Origin of the sequence: Aurantiacibacter flavus (assembly GCF_039710615.1) — a bacterium.
GTDB lineage: Bacteria > Pseudomonadota > Alphaproteobacteria > Sphingomonadales > Sphingomonadaceae > Alteraurantiacibacter > Alteraurantiacibacter flavus.
In genome coordinates this window covers 130,336-148,577 of record NZ_JBDLBR010000005.1, presented here as the reverse complement: position 1 = coordinate 148,577, position 18,242 = coordinate 130,336, and the positions used below count along the sequence as shown (strand labels likewise).

19 protein-coding genes are annotated in these 18,242 nt (G+C 64.0%); 8 read left to right on the top strand and 11 right to left on the bottom strand.

All coding sequences use genetic code 11. The features are described from left to right. Window positions 1-250: 250 nt before the first annotated feature. From ABDJ38_RS14370 to ABDJ38_RS14360, 3 genes are read left to right on the top strand one after another with little or no spacing between them, the layout of a single operon-like run. Window positions 251-1,015, top strand: a complete 765-nt coding sequence (locus ABDJ38_RS14370) for a HesA/MoeB/ThiF family protein (RefSeq protein WP_346785819.1) — start codon at window positions 251-253, stop codon at window positions 1,013-1,015. Next, complete coding sequence (locus ABDJ38_RS14365; protein ID WP_346785818.1) at window positions 1,015-1,980, top strand: isoaspartyl peptidase/L-asparaginase family protein; 966 nt, start codon at window positions 1,015-1,017, stop codon at window positions 1,978-1,980. The genes ABDJ38_RS14370 and ABDJ38_RS14365 overlap by 1 nt, the downstream gene beginning before the upstream one ends. A gap of 9 nt (window positions 1,981-1,989) precedes the next feature. Next, window positions 1,990-2,316, top strand: coding sequence for a hypothetical protein (locus ABDJ38_RS14360; RefSeq protein WP_346785817.1), 327 nt, complete (start codon window positions 1,990-1,992; stop codon window positions 2,314-2,316). Window positions 2,317-2,454: 138 nt separating this feature from the next. Here ABDJ38_RS14360 and ABDJ38_RS14355 read toward each other — a convergent pair whose 3' ends face one another. Further along, the gene (locus tag ABDJ38_RS14355) at window positions 2,455-3,156 is read right to left on the bottom strand and encodes an NAD-dependent deacylase (protein ID WP_346785816.1); all 702 of its coding nucleotides are present in this window, start codon (window positions 3,154-3,156) and stop codon (window positions 2,455-2,457) included. A 61-nt stretch (window positions 3,157-3,217) separates the two neighbouring features. On the opposite strand from ABDJ38_RS14355, the gene ABDJ38_RS14350 reads away from it, so the two are divergent. The 3 genes from ABDJ38_RS14350 (at window position 3,218) to nth (ending at window position 5,322) form a co-directional block, all read left to right on the top strand. Further along, window positions 3,218-3,766, top strand: a complete 549-nt coding sequence (locus tag ABDJ38_RS14350) for a GNAT family N-acetyltransferase (RefSeq protein WP_346785815.1) — start codon at window positions 3,218-3,220, stop codon at window positions 3,764-3,766. A gap of 174 nt (window positions 3,767-3,940) precedes the next feature. Further along, window positions 3,941-4,672 (top strand): 4-hydroxy-tetrahydrodipicolinate reductase, encoded by a 732-nt coding sequence (gene dapB / locus ABDJ38_RS14345; protein ID WP_346785814.1) that lies wholly within the window; start codon window positions 3,941-3,943, stop codon window positions 4,670-4,672. Next, window positions 4,672-5,322: an endonuclease III gene (nth, locus tag ABDJ38_RS14340; protein ID WP_346785813.1), complete on the top strand. Its 651-nt coding sequence runs from the start codon at window positions 4,672-4,674 to the stop codon at window positions 5,320-5,322. Before dapB ends, nth begins: the two co-directional genes overlap by 1 nt. A 55-nt stretch (window positions 5,323-5,377) precedes the next feature. Here nth and ABDJ38_RS14335 read toward each other — a convergent pair whose 3' ends face one another. The 4 genes from ABDJ38_RS14335 to ABDJ38_RS14320 all read right to left on the bottom strand — a co-directional run bounded on the left by ABDJ38_RS14335 (window position 5,378) and on the right by ABDJ38_RS14320 (window position 9,344). After that, window positions 5,378-6,025: a class I SAM-dependent methyltransferase gene (locus tag ABDJ38_RS14335; RefSeq protein WP_346785812.1), complete on the bottom strand. Its 648-nt coding sequence runs from the start codon at window positions 6,023-6,025 to the stop codon at window positions 5,378-5,380. 258 nt (window positions 6,026-6,283) lie between these two features. Continuing rightward, window positions 6,284-7,519: a dicarboxylate/amino acid:cation symporter gene (locus ABDJ38_RS14330; protein ID WP_346785811.1), complete on the bottom strand. Its 1,236-nt coding sequence runs from the start codon at window positions 7,517-7,519 to the stop codon at window positions 6,284-6,286. Between the two features lie 11 nt (window positions 7,520-7,530). Next, on the bottom strand, window positions 7,531-8,682 hold the full coding sequence (dapE, locus tag ABDJ38_RS14325) for a succinyl-diaminopimelate desuccinylase (protein ID WP_346785810.1): 1,152 nt from the start codon (window positions 8,680-8,682) through the stop codon (window positions 7,531-7,533). Next, entirely contained in the window at window positions 8,679-9,344 is a 666-nt protein-coding gene (locus tag ABDJ38_RS14320) for a glutathione S-transferase family protein (RefSeq protein ID WP_346785809.1), read from the bottom strand. The genes dapE and ABDJ38_RS14320 overlap by 4 nt, the downstream gene beginning before the upstream one ends. A gap of 283 nt (window positions 9,345-9,627) precedes the next feature. Between ABDJ38_RS14320 and ABDJ38_RS14315 the strand changes: the two genes are divergently transcribed. Continuing rightward, the gene (locus tag ABDJ38_RS14315) at window positions 9,628-11,895 is read left to right on the top strand and encodes an EAL domain-containing protein (RefSeq protein WP_346785808.1); all 2,268 of its coding nucleotides are present in this window, start codon (window positions 9,628-9,630) and stop codon (window positions 11,893-11,895) included. Between the two features lie 219 nt (window positions 11,896-12,114). Here the strand turns inward: ABDJ38_RS14315 and yihA are convergent, their stop codons facing one another. The 6 genes from yihA to ABDJ38_RS14285 all read right to left on the bottom strand — a co-directional run bounded on the left by yihA (window position 12,115) and on the right by ABDJ38_RS14285 (window position 16,286). Then, window positions 12,115-12,756 (bottom strand): ribosome biogenesis GTP-binding protein YihA/YsxC, encoded by a 642-nt coding sequence (gene yihA / locus ABDJ38_RS14310; RefSeq protein ID WP_346785807.1) that lies wholly within the window; start codon window positions 12,754-12,756, stop codon window positions 12,115-12,117. Then, on the bottom strand, window positions 12,753-14,498 hold the full coding sequence (gene yidC / locus ABDJ38_RS14305) for a membrane protein insertase YidC (protein ID WP_346785806.1): 1,746 nt from the start codon (window positions 14,496-14,498) through the stop codon (window positions 12,753-12,755). The genes yihA and yidC overlap by 4 nt, the downstream gene beginning before the upstream one ends. Before the next feature lie 30 nt (window positions 14,499-14,528). Beyond that, a complete protein-coding gene (gene yidD, locus ABDJ38_RS14300; protein ID WP_346785805.1) occupies window positions 14,529-14,738 on the bottom strand; it encodes a membrane protein insertion efficiency factor YidD in 210 nt (69 codons plus the stop codon). Beyond that, a complete protein-coding gene (gene rnpA / locus ABDJ38_RS14295; protein WP_346785804.1) occupies window positions 14,735-15,139 on the bottom strand; it encodes a ribonuclease P protein component in 405 nt (134 codons plus the stop codon). Before rnpA ends, yidD begins: the two co-directional genes overlap by 4 nt. A 165-nt stretch (window positions 15,140-15,304) precedes the next feature. Further along, window positions 15,305-15,439, bottom strand: a complete 135-nt coding sequence (gene rpmH / locus ABDJ38_RS14290; RefSeq protein WP_119591263.1) for a 50S ribosomal protein L34 — start codon at window positions 15,437-15,439, stop codon at window positions 15,305-15,307. An 82-nt stretch (window positions 15,440-15,521) separates the two neighbouring features. Then, window positions 15,522-16,286, bottom strand: coding sequence for an alpha/beta hydrolase (locus ABDJ38_RS14285; RefSeq protein ID WP_346785803.1), 765 nt, complete (start codon window positions 16,284-16,286; stop codon window positions 15,522-15,524). A gap of 122 nt (window positions 16,287-16,408) precedes the next feature. On the opposite strand from ABDJ38_RS14285, the gene ABDJ38_RS14280 reads away from it, so the two are divergent. Further along, a complete protein-coding gene (locus ABDJ38_RS14280) occupies window positions 16,409-17,905 on the top strand; it encodes a YifB family Mg chelatase-like AAA ATPase (protein ID WP_346785802.1) in 1,497 nt (498 codons plus the stop codon). Window positions 17,906-18,242 lie beyond the last annotated feature (337 nt).

Below are 18,242 nucleotides of genomic sequence, written 5' to 3'. Positions count from 1 at the left end.
GCCTCTCCACAGCCCTGCCCACAACGTGCAAAGGTGACGAAGTTGACACTCCGACATGCGCACCAGCCTAACGCAACCCCGCAGAAATGCGCGCCTTTCAGGCACACCTGCAAAGTTGACACTCGCGCGCATTCCCGCGCCGCGACCACCGCTATCCACACTATCAAAGAGCCATCCCTGCCCCTGCCATTATCCACCGGCTGTAGGAAAGCTCTTCCCCGCCTTCTCCCGGCGACCTAGGGAAGCGGCCATGAACTTCGACACCGCCCGTCTCGACCGGTTTGCCCGCCACATCGTCCTGCCCGAACTGGGCGGCACCGGGCAGGTGCTGCTCAATCAGGCGCATGTGCTGGTGATGGGGCTCGGCGGGATCGGCTCGCCCGCGCTGCAATATCTCGCCGGAGCCGGGATCGGCACGCTAACGTTGGTTGACGACGACGATGTCGACATGTCGAACCTCCAGCGCCAGACCATCTACACCGAACGCGACGTGGGCCACGGCAAGGCGGTCTCCGCGCGGCGCTGGGTGGCGAATTTCGACAAGGAGCTGGCGGTCAACATCTCCGACCGCCGGATCACGCCCGAGAATGCCCCCGCCGTGCTCGAAGGCGTCGATCTGGTGCTTGACGGAACCGACAACTTCGCCACCCGCCTCGCCGTGTCCGACGCCTGCGTTGCCGCGGGGGTGCCGCTGCTCGCCGCTGCTGTGGGCCGGTTTCAGGGTCAGGTCGGGGCCTTTGCCGGGCACCTCGAAGGCGAGGCCTGCTACCGCTGTTTCGTCGGCGATGCCTTCGACGCCGAGGACTGCGACACCTGCGCCGAGGACGGCATGCTCGGCGCGATGGCGGGCTGGGCCGGCACCTTCGCCGCCATGCAGGCCATCCGCGTGCTGGTCGCCCCACAGATGGGCGAGCCGCTGTGGAGCAAGCTGCACCTGATGGACGGCCTTGCCCCCTCGCTGCGCACATTGAACATCGCCAAGGACCCGGCCTGCAAGGGCTGTTCGCACGCCTGATGACCATGCCCACCCTTCCCGCCAGGCACACCCCACCCGCCCCTGAATGGACGCTTGTGATCCACGGCGGCGCGGGAACGATTCTCCGCCCCGACCTCTCGCCCGAGCGCGAGGAACGCACTCGCGCCGCGCTCGCCCGCGCGCTGGTCGATGGCAGCGCCATTCTGGAGGCAGGCGGTAGCGCGCTCGATGCGGTGCAGGCCGCCGTGCAGGTTCTGGAGAACGACCCCGCCTTCAACGCCGGACACGGCGCGGTGTTCACCGCCGAGGGCACGATCGAACTCGATTCGGCGATCATGGAGGGCACCGAGCGACGCGCCGGGGCTGTCTGCGGCGTGACCCGCACCCGCAGCCCGGTATCGCTCGCGCGCAAGGTGCTCGACGATGGGCGCTATGTGCTGCTGGCAAGCGCCGGGGCGGACAAGTTCTCGCTCGAACAGGGCCTTGAACAGGCCGAGCCCGACTACTTCGGCACCGACCGCGCGCGGGCACAGCTCGCCCGCTGGCACGAGCGCGAAGCGACAGGTCTGCCTCACATCAACGACGAAAAGCACGGCACGGTGGGCGCGGTGGCGCGCGACAGGAGCGGCGCGCTCGCTGCCGCCACCTCGACCGGCGGCCACACGGGCAAGCGCTATGGCCGCGTGGGCGACAGCCCGCTGATCGGCGCGGGCACCTATGCCGACAACCGCGCCTGCGCCGTCTCGGCCACCGGCGCGGGCGAATTCTATATCCGCGAAGGGCTGGCGCACGAGATCGCCGCAAGAATGCGCTTCCTCGGCGAGAGCGCGCAGGAAGCCGCCGACACGGTGCAGGCCGAAACGCTGGCGCTGGGCGGCACGGGCGGCGTGATCGTGGTCGGGGTAGACGGCACACCGGCCTGGAGCTTCAACACCGAAGGCATGTATCGCGGCGTGGCCGCTGCCGGGGCAGAGCCGGTGGTGGCGATGTACGGCGACGAATAGGAGCACGAGATGGCACGCAAACGCCGCGATGACTGGGACATCGACGAACCCGAAGAGCAGGCTCCGCCGCCAACGTGCTGGCTCTGCGGCAGGCCAACCGGGGCGACGCTGGTCTGGCACCACCCCGTGCCCAAGAGCCGCGGCGGACGCGAGACCGTGCCGATGCACGCGATCTGCCAGGATGCGCTTATGACGAACTTCACCAACTCGCAGCTTGAGCGGATCGGGATGGACGTCGACCAGCTATTGGCCGAGCCGGTGATCGACAAGTTCGTGAAATGGGTGGCCAAGAAAGACCCCGACTTTCACGCGGCACCGGCGAAGAAGGGGCGTTAGGGCGGCGGGTATGTCAGTGTCTGGGCTTCGACAGGCTCAGCCTGAGCGGGTCTTGTGCCACCGCCCCCAATCCGTTCGTCCTGAGGAGGGCATGAAGCCGCAGGCTGAGCGCCCGTCTCGAAGGACCGGCTTGCTCGATCAGGCCCTGAGCACCTCGTCCACCCACTGCGGCACCAGTTCGCTGGCCGCGCCCAGCCGCGTTTCGTCGAACCAGTGCGATCCGGCGCTGCGCTCCAGATTGAGTTCGAGCGTTCGCGCACCGTGATCGGCTGCTTGCTGCACGAAGCCCGCCGCCGGATAGACCGCGCCGCTGGTGCCGATGCTCACGAACAGGTCAGCCCCGGCGAGCGCTGAGAAAATGCGCTCCATCTGATAGGGCATTTCGCCGAACCAGACGATGTCGGGACGCATGGCCACCGCACCGCAGGAGGGGCAGGCTGGCCCGTCACGCAAGCTGCCCTGCCAGGGGTGGCGTGCATCGCAGGCCCGACACCATGCGCTCAGAGCCTCACCGTGCATGTGCAGCACGCGCTCGGCCCCGCCCCGCTCGTGCAGGTCGTCGATGTTCTGCGTGACGAGCAACAGGTCGCCATCGAACTCGCGGTCCAGCCGCCCGAGCGCCTGATGCGCGGCATTGGGCTCGGCGGCCAGCACCTGCGCGCGGCGTTCGTCGTAGAAGCGCTGCACAAGATCGGGATCACGCGCAAAGCCTTCGGGCGTGGCGACCTGCTCCACCGGGTGGTCTTCCCATAGGCCATCCTCGGCGCGGAAAGTGCGCAGGCCCGATTCGGCGCTGATCCCGGCGCCGGTGAGGATCACGATGCTGCGATAGACTGCCATCCGCCCACTATGAAGCATCGCCCCGCGCGGGCAAGGCGGCGCGACAAGAACGGGACCCACAATGACAGATTCGCAAAACCAACAGCTCACGACCCGATGGGCCACGATGGACGACCTTCCCGCGTTCAAGGCGGTGATGCAGCTCGCCATCGACACACTTCAGGCTGATGTGCTCACGCCCGAGCAGGTCGTCGCCAGCCATGCGGTGATGGGGCTCGATACGCAGCTGATCCGGGACGGCACCTATCTTATCGCTGAACGCGATGGCGAGATCGCCGGCTGCGGCGGCTGGAGCAACCGCGCCACGCTGTTCGGCGGCGATCACAGCACCGACCTGCGCAACCCGGAGCTGCTCGACCCGGCGCGCGATCCGGCCAAGATCAGGGCCATGTACACCGCCCCCGCACACGTGCGCCAAGGCGTGGGCCGCCTGATCCTCAAGACCTGCGAAGAAGCCGCCGCCGCGGCCGGGTTCACCAGCGTCGAGATGATGGCCACGCTGGCGGGCGAGCGGCTCTATGCGGTGGCGGGCTATCGCGCGGTCGAGCGGGTCGAGGTCATGGCGGGCGAGGTCTCGCTGCCCTTGGTGCGGATGCGCAAGGCGTTCTGACTTGCGCCGATGAGGATCACATTGGCGTTCGAAAATACTGCCATTTCACTCACCACCGTACGCCCTGAGTCCTTCGACAAGCTCAGGAGAGCCTTGTTGAAGGGGTATCCTTCCTTCTAGACGGGCGGTGAAGGCAAGCAGTCCTTCGACAAGCTCAGGACAATCGGGGTGCATGTGGCAAGAATAGGAATCATCGGCAGCGCCGGGCGCATGGGTCAGGCGATTGCCGCCGCGCTGGCGGCGAGCACGGAGCACGAATGCGCAGGCGGCGCGGACCATGGCGGCGATGTCGCCGCGCTGGCCGATGCGAGCGATACACTGGTCGACTTCTCCGCCCCCGGCGCGCTGGAGGCCAATCTCCACGCCGCCATCGGCGCAGGCATTCCGCTGCTGATCGGCACCACCGGCCTCGGCGAGGGGGAGATGACCGCCATCGACAACGCCGCCCGCGCCATTCCCGTCCTGCAAACGGGCAACACCTCCTTGGGCGTCACCCTGCTCGCGCACCTGGTCGAGGAGGCCGCCTGCAAGCTCGGGCCGGACTGGGACATCGAGATCGTCGAGATGCACCACCGGATGAAGGTCGATGCGCCTTCGGGCACCGCGCTGCTGCTGGGCGAAGCCGCAGCGAAAGGGCGCGGGATCGAGCTTGCGGACAACATGGAGAGCGGCCGCCACGGCCACACCGGCAAGCGCGCCGAGGGCGCCATCGGCTTTGCCGCGCTGCGCGGGGGCACCGTGGCGGGCGAACACATGGTCTATCTCGCGGGCGAGAAGGAACGGCTCACCCTCACCCACCTCGCCGAAGACCGCGCGATCTTCGCCCATGGCGCGGTGAAGGGCGCAAGCTGGCTGATCGGCAAGGCACCGGGACGCTACTCCATGAAGGATGTGCTTGGGATCTGATGACCAAGGACCAGATTTTCGAGTTCTTCCGCCGCCTCGCCGAAGACAACCCCGATCCCGAAACCGAGCTGGAATATGGCAATGCCTACCAGTTGGTGGTGGCCGTGGCGCTCTCGGCGCAGGCGACCGACGTGGGGGTGAACAAGGCCACCCGCGCGCTATTTGCCAAGGTGGAGACACCGCAAGCGATGCTCGATCTGGGCGAAGAAGGACTGAAAGAGCACATCAAGACCATCGGCCTGTTCAACTCCAAGGCCAAGAACGTGATCGCGCTCTCGCAGCTTCTGGTCGACGAATATGGCGGCGAGGTGCCCGACACCCGCGAGGATCTGGTGCGCCTGCCCGGCGTGGGCCGCAAGACGGCGAATGTGGTCCTCAACTGCTGGTTCGGGCAGGAGACCTTTGCGGTCGATACCCATATCTTCCGGGTCGGCAACCGAACCGGCCTCGCCAAGGGCAAGACGCCCGAACAGGTCGAGGCGAAGCTGGAAAAGCGCGTGCCGCAGCCGTTTCGCTTGGGCGCGCATCACTGGCTGATCCTGCACGGACGCTATGTCTGCAAGGCGAGGACGCCCGAGTGCTGGCGCTGCAAGGTGGAGGACCTGTGCAGCTTTAGGAAGAAGGTGCTGGAGAAGCCGAAGGGGCGGTGAGTAAGCCTCCGGCGAGCACGCTTATCGCAAGCCCTGCGCTCCACCAGCTACCACATCACTTCTCCGCGACAATCGTGTAAATCGGCACTGCTCTATCCTTGTAGCGATAGTCGCCCCAGGTAATCCTCGTATTGGAAAAGCCCAGAATTCGCAGGTACTCTTCAACCAGAAGAGGCGGCAGGCGAAACCAGCCATCGGTCACCCACTCCGGACGATCAGCTCTCGGCATGAAACGCGGCCGTTTGAGAAACCGGCTGGCGAGGCGACCGTAAGGCGAAACATCAGCGACGATCATGGTCTTCTGCGCCAGGCGCGCGCCGTTTTCCAGGGCCAGGAACGGGTCGCGCAAGTGCAGCAGGATGCTGCCGAAGACGGCCACATCCACCGCGCCGATCTGCGCGGGAATGTTGTAGACCACCCCGTTGACCATCTTCGCCTGCGACCCGAACGCCTTGTGGCAAAGCCAGTAGCCGTTGTTGATCCGCCGAAGGTGGCCGCGGCGGTCCTTGCGGGCTGATGCATTGTCGTTCGCGTCGAATGGAACAATGTCCCAGTCGTAGTCTTCCGACAGGTCGAAAGACACGACGTCAGCGCCCTGCCGCTCGATATGAAAGGACAAGATGCCCGAGGCAGCACCCACATCAAGCACGCGCTTGCCGGCGAAATTGTAATGCCCGAGATAGGGCTCAAGGCTGTTGCGCAAATCCCATTCGCCCTCCACCGTGCCGTGGCCGGGAATATCAATCGTATGATAGAAATAACATTCGTCGAGCGAGGATATATCTCGCGGCAGAGTGTAAAGTGCCGCGTCCTTGCAGCTATCAACGTTATTTACCATTCGCAGACCCTAAGTGTTCGTAAGTAAGTCGCACGGCTTTACGGACGCCAGCCGGGTTTTCCTAGTGACCTACAATGATTGCTTTAGAAAAACACCAGAACTTCGTAGCCCTCGCACAAGTCGCTAGACATCGTCCGCGCTCACCAGCTCCTCGCGATCGAGCGCGCCGGTCATTGCGGCCACCGTGGTGGCGATGGTCGCATCGGATGTGACGTTGGTGGTGGTGCGCATCATGTCCATGATCCGGTCCGCGCCCGCCACGAAGGCAATGGTTTCGAGCGGCACGCCCACGCTGCCCATCACCAGCGTCATCATTATCAGCCCGGTGCCTGGAATGCCCGCCGCGCCGATTGAGCCAAGCGTCGCAGTCACCGCGATGATGATGTAGTCGCTGAAGCCAAGCTCGATCCCGAAAATCTGCGCGCCAAACAGAGTCGCAAGGCCCAGATACATCGCCGTGCCGTCCATGTTGATCGTCGCGCCCAGTGAGGCAGTGAAGCTCGATACGCTGCGCCCCACTCCGATGTTTCGCTCGAGGCAGCGCAGGGTGACGGGCAGCGTCGCACTCGACGAGGCGGTGGAGAACGACACGGCCAAGGCATCAACCATGCCGCGGAAGAACGCGACCACCGGCACCCGCGCCAGGAACTTGAGCATGGCGACATAGACGAGGCCGATCATCAGGAAGCAGCCGAGATAATTGAGCGCGACCACCTGCCCCAACGCCAGCAGCGCCGGAATGCCGAGCGTACCGGTCACCCAGGCGATCAGCGCGAAAACGCCGAACGGGGTCAGCTCCATCACGATGGCGGTCACCTTCTGCATGACCACCGAGCCCGAATCGAACACCCGCGCGACCGGCGTGCCCTCGTCCTTCGCCATAAGGATACCGATGCCGATCAACAGCGAGAACACGATCAGCGGCAAGACCGCACCATCGGCCATGACCTGCACCGGGCTGGCGGGTACGGTGGCCACGATCATGTCGGTCCAGCCGGTGAAATTGCTTTGCGGCACCTCGCCAACATCGATGGTCGAGGTGTCGAGCCCCGCGCCCGGCTGAAAGAGTGTGCCGAGGCCCAGCCCCAGCCAAACCGCGATCTGCCCGGTAATGACGAACAGCAGCACCGCGCGCCCGCCGACTGCTCCCAGCTTCCTCAGATCGCCAATCGAGGCAACGCCGGAAACCAGACTGAAGAAGATCAGCGGCACCACCAGCATTTTGATTGCGGCGATAAACAGATCACCGATCCATTTGATGGCTTCCGCCCCCGGTCCCCACAAGTAGCCGACGAGAATGCCGAGCACGAGGGCGGCAATCACGCGCTGCCAGAGCGGGGTGGCGAACCAGAAGCGCATGCACGAATCTCCTAGGAATTGAGGGCGGAGGTGAGAATTCTGCGGTAGATTGCGGTCAATGTGTGCAGGTCGTCAACCGCTACTGCCTCATCTGTTTTGTGCATCGTCGCGTTGACGAGGCCGAATTCGATCACTGGCGCCAGGTCCTTGAGGAAGCGCGCGTCGGACGTTCCCCCGCTGGTGGAGGCTTCGGGCACGATTCCGGTCTCGGCCTCGATTGCCTTAGCCATCAGCTCGGAGAAAGCTCCCGGCGGGGTGAGGAAGCTCTCGCCCGAGATCACGGGGCGCACCGTGCCGCCGTGCCGATCGGCGATGGCGCAGACCTTTTCGCTGAGCGACGCGCCCGTGTGCAGGTCGTTGAAGCGGATCGAGATGCGTGCTGAGGCCTTGCCGGGGATCACGTTGTGCGCCTTGTTGGGCACGTTGATCTCGGTGATCTCGAGGTTGCTTGGCTGGAACCAGTCGGTCCCCTCGTCGAGCTTGAGCGCATCGAGGTCCGTCAGCATGGCGACGAGTTTCGGCAGCGGGTTGTCGGCCAGATGCGGATAGGCGACGTGCCCCTGCGCGCCCTCGACCTCGAGCCAGATGTTGACCGATCCGCGCCGACCGATCTTCATCATGTCGCCGAGCCGGTTCACGCTGGTCGGCTCGCCGACGAGGATCAGGTCTGGGATCGTGTCGCGGGCGCGCATGTGGTCGATCAGCGCGCGAGTGCCGTGGAGCGCAGGGCCTTCCTCGTCGCCGGTGATGATGAGGCTCACCGTGCCCGCCTCGGCGGGAATCTCCGCCAGCGCGGCGATGAAACAGGCGACCGCGCCCTTCATGTCGACCGCGCCGCGCCCATACAGCAGCTCGCCGCCCGGAACCTGCCGCAGCTCGGGTTCGAACGGATCGCAGCTCCAGCCCTCACCCGGCGGCACCACGTCGACATGCCCCGCAAAGGCGAAATGCTTGCTTCCCACGGGGCCTTGGCGGATCGCGAACAGGTTCTCGACCGGCTCCTCGTCGCTGCCCTCCTCGCCTTCACCGCGGAGGAACCGCTCGACCGTGAAGCCGAGCGGCACGAGCATCGCCTCCAGCACGTCGAACACTTCCCCACGCGCAGGGGTCACACTGGGGGCGGCGAGCAGCGCTCGCGTCAGGACTACGGGATCTGAGGTCATGCGGTGGCACCCACATCGAAGGCGGAGATGGTCCACTCCTCGGCTTCGGCGGCGGCCACCCATTCCTGCATCCAGGCATGCTCCCAGATCGCATCCATATAGGCCTTTGCAAAGCCGGGGACCGTGATGCCGTAGGTCCGGAAACGGCAGACAACCGGGGCATAGAAGATATCGGCGGCGCTGAAGGTACCGAACAGGAACGGCCCGCCCCTGCCGAACCGGGCGCGCGCCTCCGCCCAAAGGCTCAGAATGCGCACGATGTCGCGCTGCAGGTCTTCGGTCAGCTTGACCTTCGCCCGCGCGCGCAGGTTCATCGGGCACTGGTGGCGCAGCGCGAAGTAGGAGCTGTGCATCTCGGCCACCGTTGCGCGGGCCATGGCGCGCGGCTCATCGGCCTTTGGCCAGAAACGGTCGCGCCCGACCTTGTCGGCGAGGTATTCGAGGATGGCGAGGCTGTCCCACACCACGACATCGCCATCCCACAGCAGCGGCACCTTCCCGCCAGAAGGCTGGAACTCGCCCTGCTCGCGCTTGGTCGCCTCCCACTCCTCGCCATAAAGCGCCACGGTAAGCTCATCGAAGGCGAGCCCGCTTTGCTTGGCCGCGAGCCAGCCGCGCAGCGACCAGCTCGAATAGTTCTTGTTGCCGATAATGAGCTTCATCTGTCGCACGTGGCCCCTGTTGCCTTGCGCCCTGCTAGTCGTTCAGAATCGAGCTGTCGAGCATGAACGAAGAATGGAAAAACCGCGCAAATACGGGAAGCCCCATAGTTACTCGAAGCTTACCATCAGACATTCTTAACCACAGCCTGTCATGACAGAGCCCGGAAAACCGAAGGTGTGCACGCCAGAAGGTAAACGGGTGGTCAGAACGAACGCGAGAACAAAGCCCAAACAAGGGTACAGAGAGCGGCTGAGACATCTTGTCTGGGCCGGACTGATCGCGTTGATCCTGCAATTTTCCACCCTGCTGGTTCCGCTGGATCAATTCGGCCAGATCGCGCAATATCGGCTCGACAGCTTTTCCAAGGAACAGGTTTCCGGAGACATTGCCTTTGTCGGGGCCCAACAGGATCTGACCGATCCGGCCTCCCCACGACGACGCGAAGACCTCGCTCGTTTCATCAGGGCGGTCGATCGCGCCGGAGCCAAGGAAATTTACGTCGACATGGTGTTCGACCGGGCCTCTGCGGCCGGCAGCGATGCCGCCTTGCGCGAAGCGCTGCTCGCCACCAATGGGCGAGCTGCTCTGGTGAGCAAAGCAAAACCGAAAATCGACGGATCCACCGGCCTGACTTCGAGCGTATCCGCTGTCGCTTACGGTGTGGACGAAGTGGGCACGGTCGCCTGGACCGATTTCATCTTCGATGTCGTGTGGATATCCTATCCGATCAAGTACTTGCTCGAGCAGCAGGCAGCTCCGGAAGAACAAGTTAGCATACCTGCCGGAGGAGACCTTGCCGCGCGCCTTGCCGACAAGGGAAAGTTCCTTCCCGATAAGTTCTGGATCAGCTATTTTTTCGACCAGCGCACGATCCCGAACTATCGTTTTGAGACACTGCTCGACCAACCGGAAAAACTCGATCTCCTCGCTGGCAAAAAAGTCATAATTGGAGCCATCAACCCGACCGACAACGTACCGGTGAACTTGCCAGGTTCGCTAGTGGTGCCTCCCTCTCTGGTCGACATCTACGCGGCGGAAACCCTTTTGGCTGGGCACACCGTTCAGGTCGATGGCTTGGAAACTTTGCTCGTGTTTGCCCTGCTGCTGGCAATCTTGGTACTGATCACCCCGAGACGGTGGCGCTACATCGGCTACGGAGCAGCGGTTCTAGCCTTGCCGCTAGCTTTCCTGATAGCCGCACAGTTTGCCATTCGTATGAGCGGAGCAAGCGTCCTCACCCTTCTTGTAGTCTTTGCGACATTCCGCGCGCGCGCCCTCTGGAAGCAGAGCTTCACATTGGTCGATGCCGACACGAACCTGCCCACCTTTGCGGCTCTGGAGGCGGACAAGTCGGTTTCGGAATCGGTCCCCGCCATCGTGGTCGCCAAAGTCCACCGTTTCGACGAAGTGCGGCGCACGCTCCCGAGCGAACTGCATGCCGAATATATCCTGCGCATCATCGCCCGGCTCAAGGCCGCAACACAGGATACAACGCTCTATCTCGGCCAAGGCAACCTCATCGCGTGGACGATGGCGGAGAAAGAGCCCACGCTGCTGCGCGATCACCTCGACGGCTTGCGCGCGTTGTTTGCCTCGCCGTTGATGGTCGGCGACAACGCGATCGACGTCGGCATCACCTTCGGCGTCGATGTTACGGCCAGCCCCAATGTGGCGCGGCGCTTGGCTTCGGCGATTGCGGCGGTCGAGAAGACCAACGAGACCTTCGAGCCCATCGCCATATCTGACGCTGCGAGCGACGACGATCTGATATGGAACATCTCGCTCCAGGCCCGGATCGATACGGCCTTGGCTAACGGCGAAATCTATCTTGCCTTCCAGCCGAAGGTCGGTGTGATGTCTGGCGCGTTGGTAGGCGTGGAGGCTCTGGTGCGCTGGAACGATCCGGCGCGCGGCCACATTGCGCCGGACCAGTTCATTCGCCAGTGCGAAAACGCAGGCCGCATGAGCCAGCTCACCCGACATGTCCTTATCGAGGGCTGCCGCGCGGGGCAGGAGTTGCACCGTAACTGCGGACCGATTCCTGTGGCGGTGAACATTTCCGCGACGCTGCTGCACGAACGCTCGATTGTGCGGATGGTGCGCGATGTACTTGCCGAAACCGGCTACGATCCCCGTCTGCTCGTGCTGGAGATCACCGAAACCTATCGCATCGCCGACCTCGGTCGGGCAGCCGCGATCCTGGCCGAACTCAAGGCGCTTGGCACCAAGATCTCAATGGACGATTTCGGCGTGGGCGCAGCGAGTCTCGAGGCGCTGATGTACCTGCCCTTCTCAGAACTGAAGATCGACCGCCTGTTCATCAGCCGGATGGGAAGCGATCCCAAGGCAATGGGCATCGTGGTCCATATTCTTCGTCTGGGCCAGGAGCTGGGAATCACCGTCGTCGCCGAAGGAGTCGAGGACCAGCAGACCTTGCAACTGCTGCGCGATTCGGCCTGCCCGGTGGCGCAGGGCTACGGAATCGCGCGCCCTTCCCCCCTTCAGGAAGTCATTCGATTCCAGAAACTTGCACCCCAGTCAGCGGCGTAAATATAGTTAATACTTTACAAACACCTATGGTTAACGATATATAGGCCTTCGCTAAACGAAGGAGTTAATCATGGGCGCTAGCATTTGGGATCGCATCCTTGGTGGCCGGGCAGCCGGCTAATCCAAGGTTTGTTTCAAGTTTCGAAAAAGGGGCGCTTCGGCGCCCCTTTTTTTTGCACGCGCACCTGCCCCGCAGTGCCTGACGACCCGCAAATCCTCTTAGCTGCGCACGTCCGCCAATACGGCAGCGCGCAGTTCGTCCAGACCCAAGCCTTTTTCCGAACTCGTCAGATGCAGCTGTGGATGCGCGGCCGGATGCCGCCGCATCTCGTCCGAAACCTTGCTCGCCACCGCTTCCAGCTCGCTCGCCTTGATCTTGTCGGCCTTGGTCAGCACGATGCGATAGCCTACCGCCGTCTCGTCGAGCATCCGCATCATCTCACGGTCGACATCCTTCAGCCCGTGGCGGCTGTCGACCAGCACCAGTGTGCGCTTCAACACCGCACGCCCCTTGAGAAAAGTCCGCACCAGCGCGCGCCACTTCTCGACCACCTTCACCGGGGCCTTGGCAAAGCCATAGCCGGGCATGTCGACCAGTCGGAACTGGGTCGGCTCGCCCACTTCGAAGAAGTTCAGCTCCTGCGTGCGCCCCGGCGTCACCGAGGTGCGCGCAATCGCCCGCCGCCCCGTCAACGCGTTCAGCAGCGACGACTTGCCCACGTTCGAACGCCCGCAAAAGGCGATCTCGGGAAAATCGCCATCAGGCAGGAACTTGAGTTGCGGGGCGCTGAGCAGAAAATCCACCCGGCCTGAAAACAGCTTCGATGCCTCGCGGGCAAGGTCTTGTTCTTCCGGGGTCACCCTTTGGCCTTTTCGCGCTCGGCCGCCTTGGCTGCCGCTTCCCTTTCCGCCATTTCCCGCATCTGCGGGTTCTTCGCATAGAGATACTTCTGCTGCGCGATGGTAAGGATGTTCGAGGTACACCAGTACAGCAGCAAGCCGGCCGCAAACGGCGCCATCACGAACATCATGATCCACGGCATGAAGGCGAAAATCTGCTGCTGCGTCGGGTCCATCGCAGTCGGATTGAGCTTGAACTGGAAGTACATCGTGCAGCCAAGCAACAGCGCCAGCGGGCCAATTGCGAGGAAGCCCGGCGGGGTGAAGTCGAGCAGCCCGAACAGGTTCAGGAAGTGCAGCGGGTCGGGCGCCGACAAGTCCTTGATCCAGAGCATAAACGGCTCGTGCCGCATTTCGATCGAGAGCAGCAGCGTCTTGTACAGAGCAAAAAAGATCGGGATCTGCAGGAAGATTGGCAGACAACCGGCCAGCGGATTGACCTTCTCCTCCTTGTAGAGCTTGGCCATCTCCTCCTGCAGCTTGGCCTTGTCATCCTTGTAGCGTTCCTGCAGCGCCTTCATCTTGGGCTGGACGACGCGCATCTGCGCCATCGACTTGAACTGCTTCTGCGCAATCGGGAACATGATCCCGCGCACGATCACGGTGAGGAAAATGATCGCCACGCCGAAGTTCTTGGTGAGGTCGAACAGCGCGATCAGCACCTGCCAGATCGGCCAGGCAATGAAACGGAACCAGCCCCAGTCGATCGCGAGGCCGAACTTGGTCACGCCCTGGTCCTGATACATGTCGAGCACGGCGCTTTCCTTGGCGCCGGCAAACAGGCGTGTGGTGCGCGAGAGCTGCTGACCGGCGGGCAAGTTGACCGGTGCATAGAGCAGCTCTGCGCGGAACAGGTCGGTCCCTTGCGCGCGGAAAGTGCTGGACGCAGCCTGTGCCGAATCGGGGATCAGTGCGCTCATCCAGTAGATGTCGGTGAAACCGACCCAGTTGCTCCGTCCTTCCACCGAGACGGTGCCATCCTCGGTCACATCGTCATAGTTGGTGCCGAAATCGACCGTATCGTCATGCGCACTGATCGGGCCGGAATGGACGTTGAAGGTGTCCTTGCTGGCATTGGCATCGGTGCGCACGATCATCGCATAGGGGCGCAGGGCAAGCGTGCTGCCGCTGGTGTTGGCGACCGTCTGGGTGACGGTGATCATGTAATGATCGTCGATCGCAAACTTCTGGCGGAAAGTGAGGCCGGCGCCGTTGTTCCAGCCGAGCGTGACCGGGCTGCCCTGCGTCAGCTTGTTGCCTTCGATCACCTGCCAGCGAGTTTCGGCATCGGGCAGGCTCACCCCGTCGCCCAGCCAGCGGAACTGCGCATATTGCTGCCCCGGCGTGCCGGCGGGCGCGAACAGGCGGACGGGGCCCGAATCCTTGTCCACCGTCTGCCGGTGGGTGGTGAGGTCGATATCGTCGATCCGCGCGCCGACCGGGTTGATCGAGCCGACCACCTCGGGCGCTTCGATTTCGATCCGGTCAGGTGCCGCAATCGCCTCGTCCAGATTCACGGGCACGGCCACCTCGCTCACCGGCGTGCCGTCGAGCCGCGCCTGCGGCGCATCCTCGCGCGAAGCCATGTTGGCGGGCACATCTTCCACCGGCTCGGGGGAGTAGGTGCGCATGGCGAAGTCCCAGCCGAACAGCAGGACCGCGCTCAGCACCACGGCGAGAATTAGGTTACGTTGATTGTCCAAGGTCTCGTCAATTCCGTCACTATGTCTGGATTACGGCACAGGATCGTGGCCGTGCCCACCCCAGGGATGGCAGCGCATTAGCCGCGAAATCGTCAGCCATCCACCCCTCAAGGCACCATGCTTCTCCAGCGCCTCGATCGCGTACTGGCTGCACGAGGGCTGAAAGCGGCAGCTGGGCGGCAAAATCCGGCTGGGCCCGAGCTGCCAGCCACGCGCGATAAGGATGAAGAAGCGCTTCACTTGCGGCCCCCTCGGCCACCGCCGCGATTGCCCTGTCTCGGCCTGCGCGGCGGATCGCCCCTGCCCACAGCGGCACGCGCCAGCGCCTGCTCCAGTTCCTCGCCAAGCTGCGCAAAATCGCGCTCCACGCCGCCGTCGCGGCCGATTAGCACGTGGTCGTGATCGGCCAGTCCATGCTCGGGCAGAGCCGCGCGCAACAGCTCGCGAAAGCGGCGCTTCATCCGATTCCGCACCACCGCATTACCGATCTTCTTGGTGACGGTGATGCCATAACGCTTGCCCTTTCCGCCATCTGGGCCGCCATTGGGCCGGACAAGCAGCACAAAGCCGGGCCGCGCCACGCGCAGCCCCCTGTTGGCAGCAAGAAAATCCGCCCGGCGGGTGAGGACCGAAATGGTCATGGCAGAAAAGATAGAGTGCGCCCGATCAAGAGTCACGAATCGGTAGCGCAAACCAAAACGGGCCCAAACGGGCCCGCAAGGTCGACCGACCGCCCGCAGGCGCCCCGAAGCGGAGCGAAGGGAGCGGCGCCGAGGACGATCGCCCGGATGGGCGATCGAAAAGAATCAGGCGCTAAGCTTGTTGCGACCGCGACGACGGCGGGCGCGCAGAACCTTGCGACCACCAACAGTGGCCTTGCGAGCGAAGAAACCGTGGCGGCGAGCACGCACTAGGTTGCTCGGCTGGAAAGTGCGCTTCATCGTAACTTACCTCGAAAAACGAAAAGAAAAGGGCCGCCAAGCCCTGATTGCTCCGGGGGCGGCCACTCAATGGAAAGGGCGCTTACTGAACGAGTGCCCCCAAGTCAAGATAGACAATATGCGGGACATCACCCGAGGCCAGCATCGTTGCCGGACGATCGACGACCTCCTGCCCCATCCAGCGCGCCATTTCCACCCCGTCGAGCCACAGCGCATCCTCGAACGGCACCGAGTTGGTCATGGCATAGAAGCGTGAGGCCTCTTCGCGGGTCATGCCCATGTCGGTGTAATAGTCGAGGTAGCGCTGGTGTTCGGGCGAGCCCGGCGGATAGTCCTCTGCGCCGCGTCCATCGTAGTCGAGCCAGCCGTGGACGGCGAACTCGGCCCCCGGCGCAATCGTGCGGCGGGCTCCGGCAAGAAACAGCTCCACCGCGCCCGAGCGCACAGAGCCTCCTGAGCTCACACTGGTGGAGATGCCGCGCGCTCGCAGCAGGCGGCCCATCTTCAAGTTGGCAAGATCGTCAACTGTGCCCGGCGCTTCGACAAAATCGAGCCGTTCGATCTGCGGCCAGGCGGCCAGCATCGCGGCCAGCTGGGCGGGCGAGCGGCTGTCGGTGGTGCCGACCAGCGCGGCGGTATGCTCGTCGATAACGCGGAACGGGCCATAGGACGCCACGGCCTCATGCTCGACCTGCGCTTGCAACGGCGAGACGAAGCGCGAGGCGCTGGCGGGCACCTGTTCTACCCATTCCTCCTCATAGACCACGGTCCAGCTCTCAGCCCGCGCGGGCAATGCGCCAAATAGCGCTGCCAAGGCAAGGATCGCGGAAAGGAGCGAGCGAGTCATGCTACGCAGTTTCCCTCCAATGATCCTTACCCATTGCGAAAGGAAAAGGTTACCGGAGAGTTAACGATGATCGGCTCGACAGCGCGGAATCTGTCGTTATCACTCTGAGGACAGGGGGTACAATGGTCGCACTGGTATCGACGGTGGCCTATCTCGGGCTGGAGGCGCGTAGCGTCGAGGTGCAATGCCAGCTTGCTGCCGGGTTGCCGCGTTTTTCAATTGTCGGGTTGGCGGACAAGGCCGTCGGCGAAAGCCGCGAACGGGTGCAGTCCGCGCTGGCGGCGATGGGCCTGTCGCTGCCGCCCAAACGCATCACCATTAACCTCTCGCCCGCCGACCTGCCCAAGGAAGGCAGCCACTACGACCTGCCGATCGCACTCGCCCTGCTCGGCGCAATGGGCGTGCTCGATGCCGAGGATCTGGCCGAATGGGTGGCCGTGGGCGAACTGGCGCTCGACGGGCGGATTATCGCCTCGCCGGGTGTGCTGCTGGCCGCGCTTCATGCCAGCGAACAGGACAAGGGGCTAATCTGCCCCGCTGCGCAAGGGGCCGAAGCGCGCTGGGCAAGCGGGATCGACATCTGCGCCGCGCCCGATCTGGTGAGCCTGCTCGCCCATTTTCGCGGCGACAAACGCTTGCCAGAGCCCGCCGTCGGCGAAATTGCAGAGCCCGACCACGGGCCTGACCTACGGCAAGTGAAGGGCCAGGAAAGCGCCAAGCGCGCGCTCGAAATCGCGGCGGCGGGCGGGCACAACCTGCTGATGAACGGGCCACCCGGTGCGGGCAAAAGCCTGCTTGCCTCGTGCCTTCCCGGCATCCTTCCACCGCTGAGCCCGACCGAGGCGCTGGAGGTGAGCATGGTCGCCTCGGTCGCCGGATTGCTCGAAGGCGGGCGCATCAGCCGCGCCCGCCCGTTCCGCGCGCCGCACCATTCGGCCTCGATGGCTGCCCTCACCGGCGGCGGGTTGCGTGTTCGGCCGGGCGAGGTCAGCCTCGCGCACCTTGGCGTGCTGTTCCTCGACGAACTGCCGGAATTCCAGCGCGCGGTGCTCGATTCGCTGCGCCAGCCGCTGGAGACCGGCAAGGTCGATGTCGCACGGGCAAATGCCCATGTCAGCTATCCGGCGCGGGTGCAGCTGGTCGCGGCGATGAACCCTTGTCGATGCGGCCATCTGGGCGACCCGGCGCTGGCCTGCTCGCGCGCGCCGAAATGCGCGGCCGACTATCAGTCGAAGGTGTCCGGCCCGATGCTCGACCGGATCGACCTGCATGTGGAGGTGCAAGCGGTGAGCGCGATGGACCTCGCCCTGCCCCCGCCCGCCGAGGGCAGCGCCGAGGTCGCCGCACGGGTGGCGCGGGCGCGCGAGGTGCAGCTCGCACGCGGGATCCGCGCCAATGCCGAGTTGGAGGGCGACCTGCTCGAACGCCATGCCACGCCCGACGAGGCCGGGCGCGCGCTCTTGATGCAGGCCGCGGAAACAATGCGGCTATCGGCGCGCGGCTATACCCGGATGCTGCGCGTGGCGCGCACCGTAGCCGACCTTGCCCGAGCGGAAGAGGTCGGGCGGGTGCATGTGGCCGAGGCGCTCAGCTATCGCCGCGCGGCCCCGCGGGCATAACCACGCCCCCTTCCACCACTGCCTGTTAAGGTTTGCCGCCTAGCCGTGAACCATCGCGAACTCCCAAGGACTCACCAATAATGAGAGCCGGATGTCTGCCTGTTTGCCTCACCTTCATACCACTGACGATCCTAGGCGTTTACCTCCAGCTGATCATCTTGATACTGTGGCAGGGCGGTACGGTATTCGAGGCGTTTGTGGCTCCCATATGGCTCGCTATTGTCAGCCCCCTGATACTCATGATGACTGAAGGCAGCGCCAACGACGTAATGGGAATGCTCCTGCCACATATTGCGATCGGGATGGGCTTTGCAGCAGTGGTTAGTGGACTTATTGC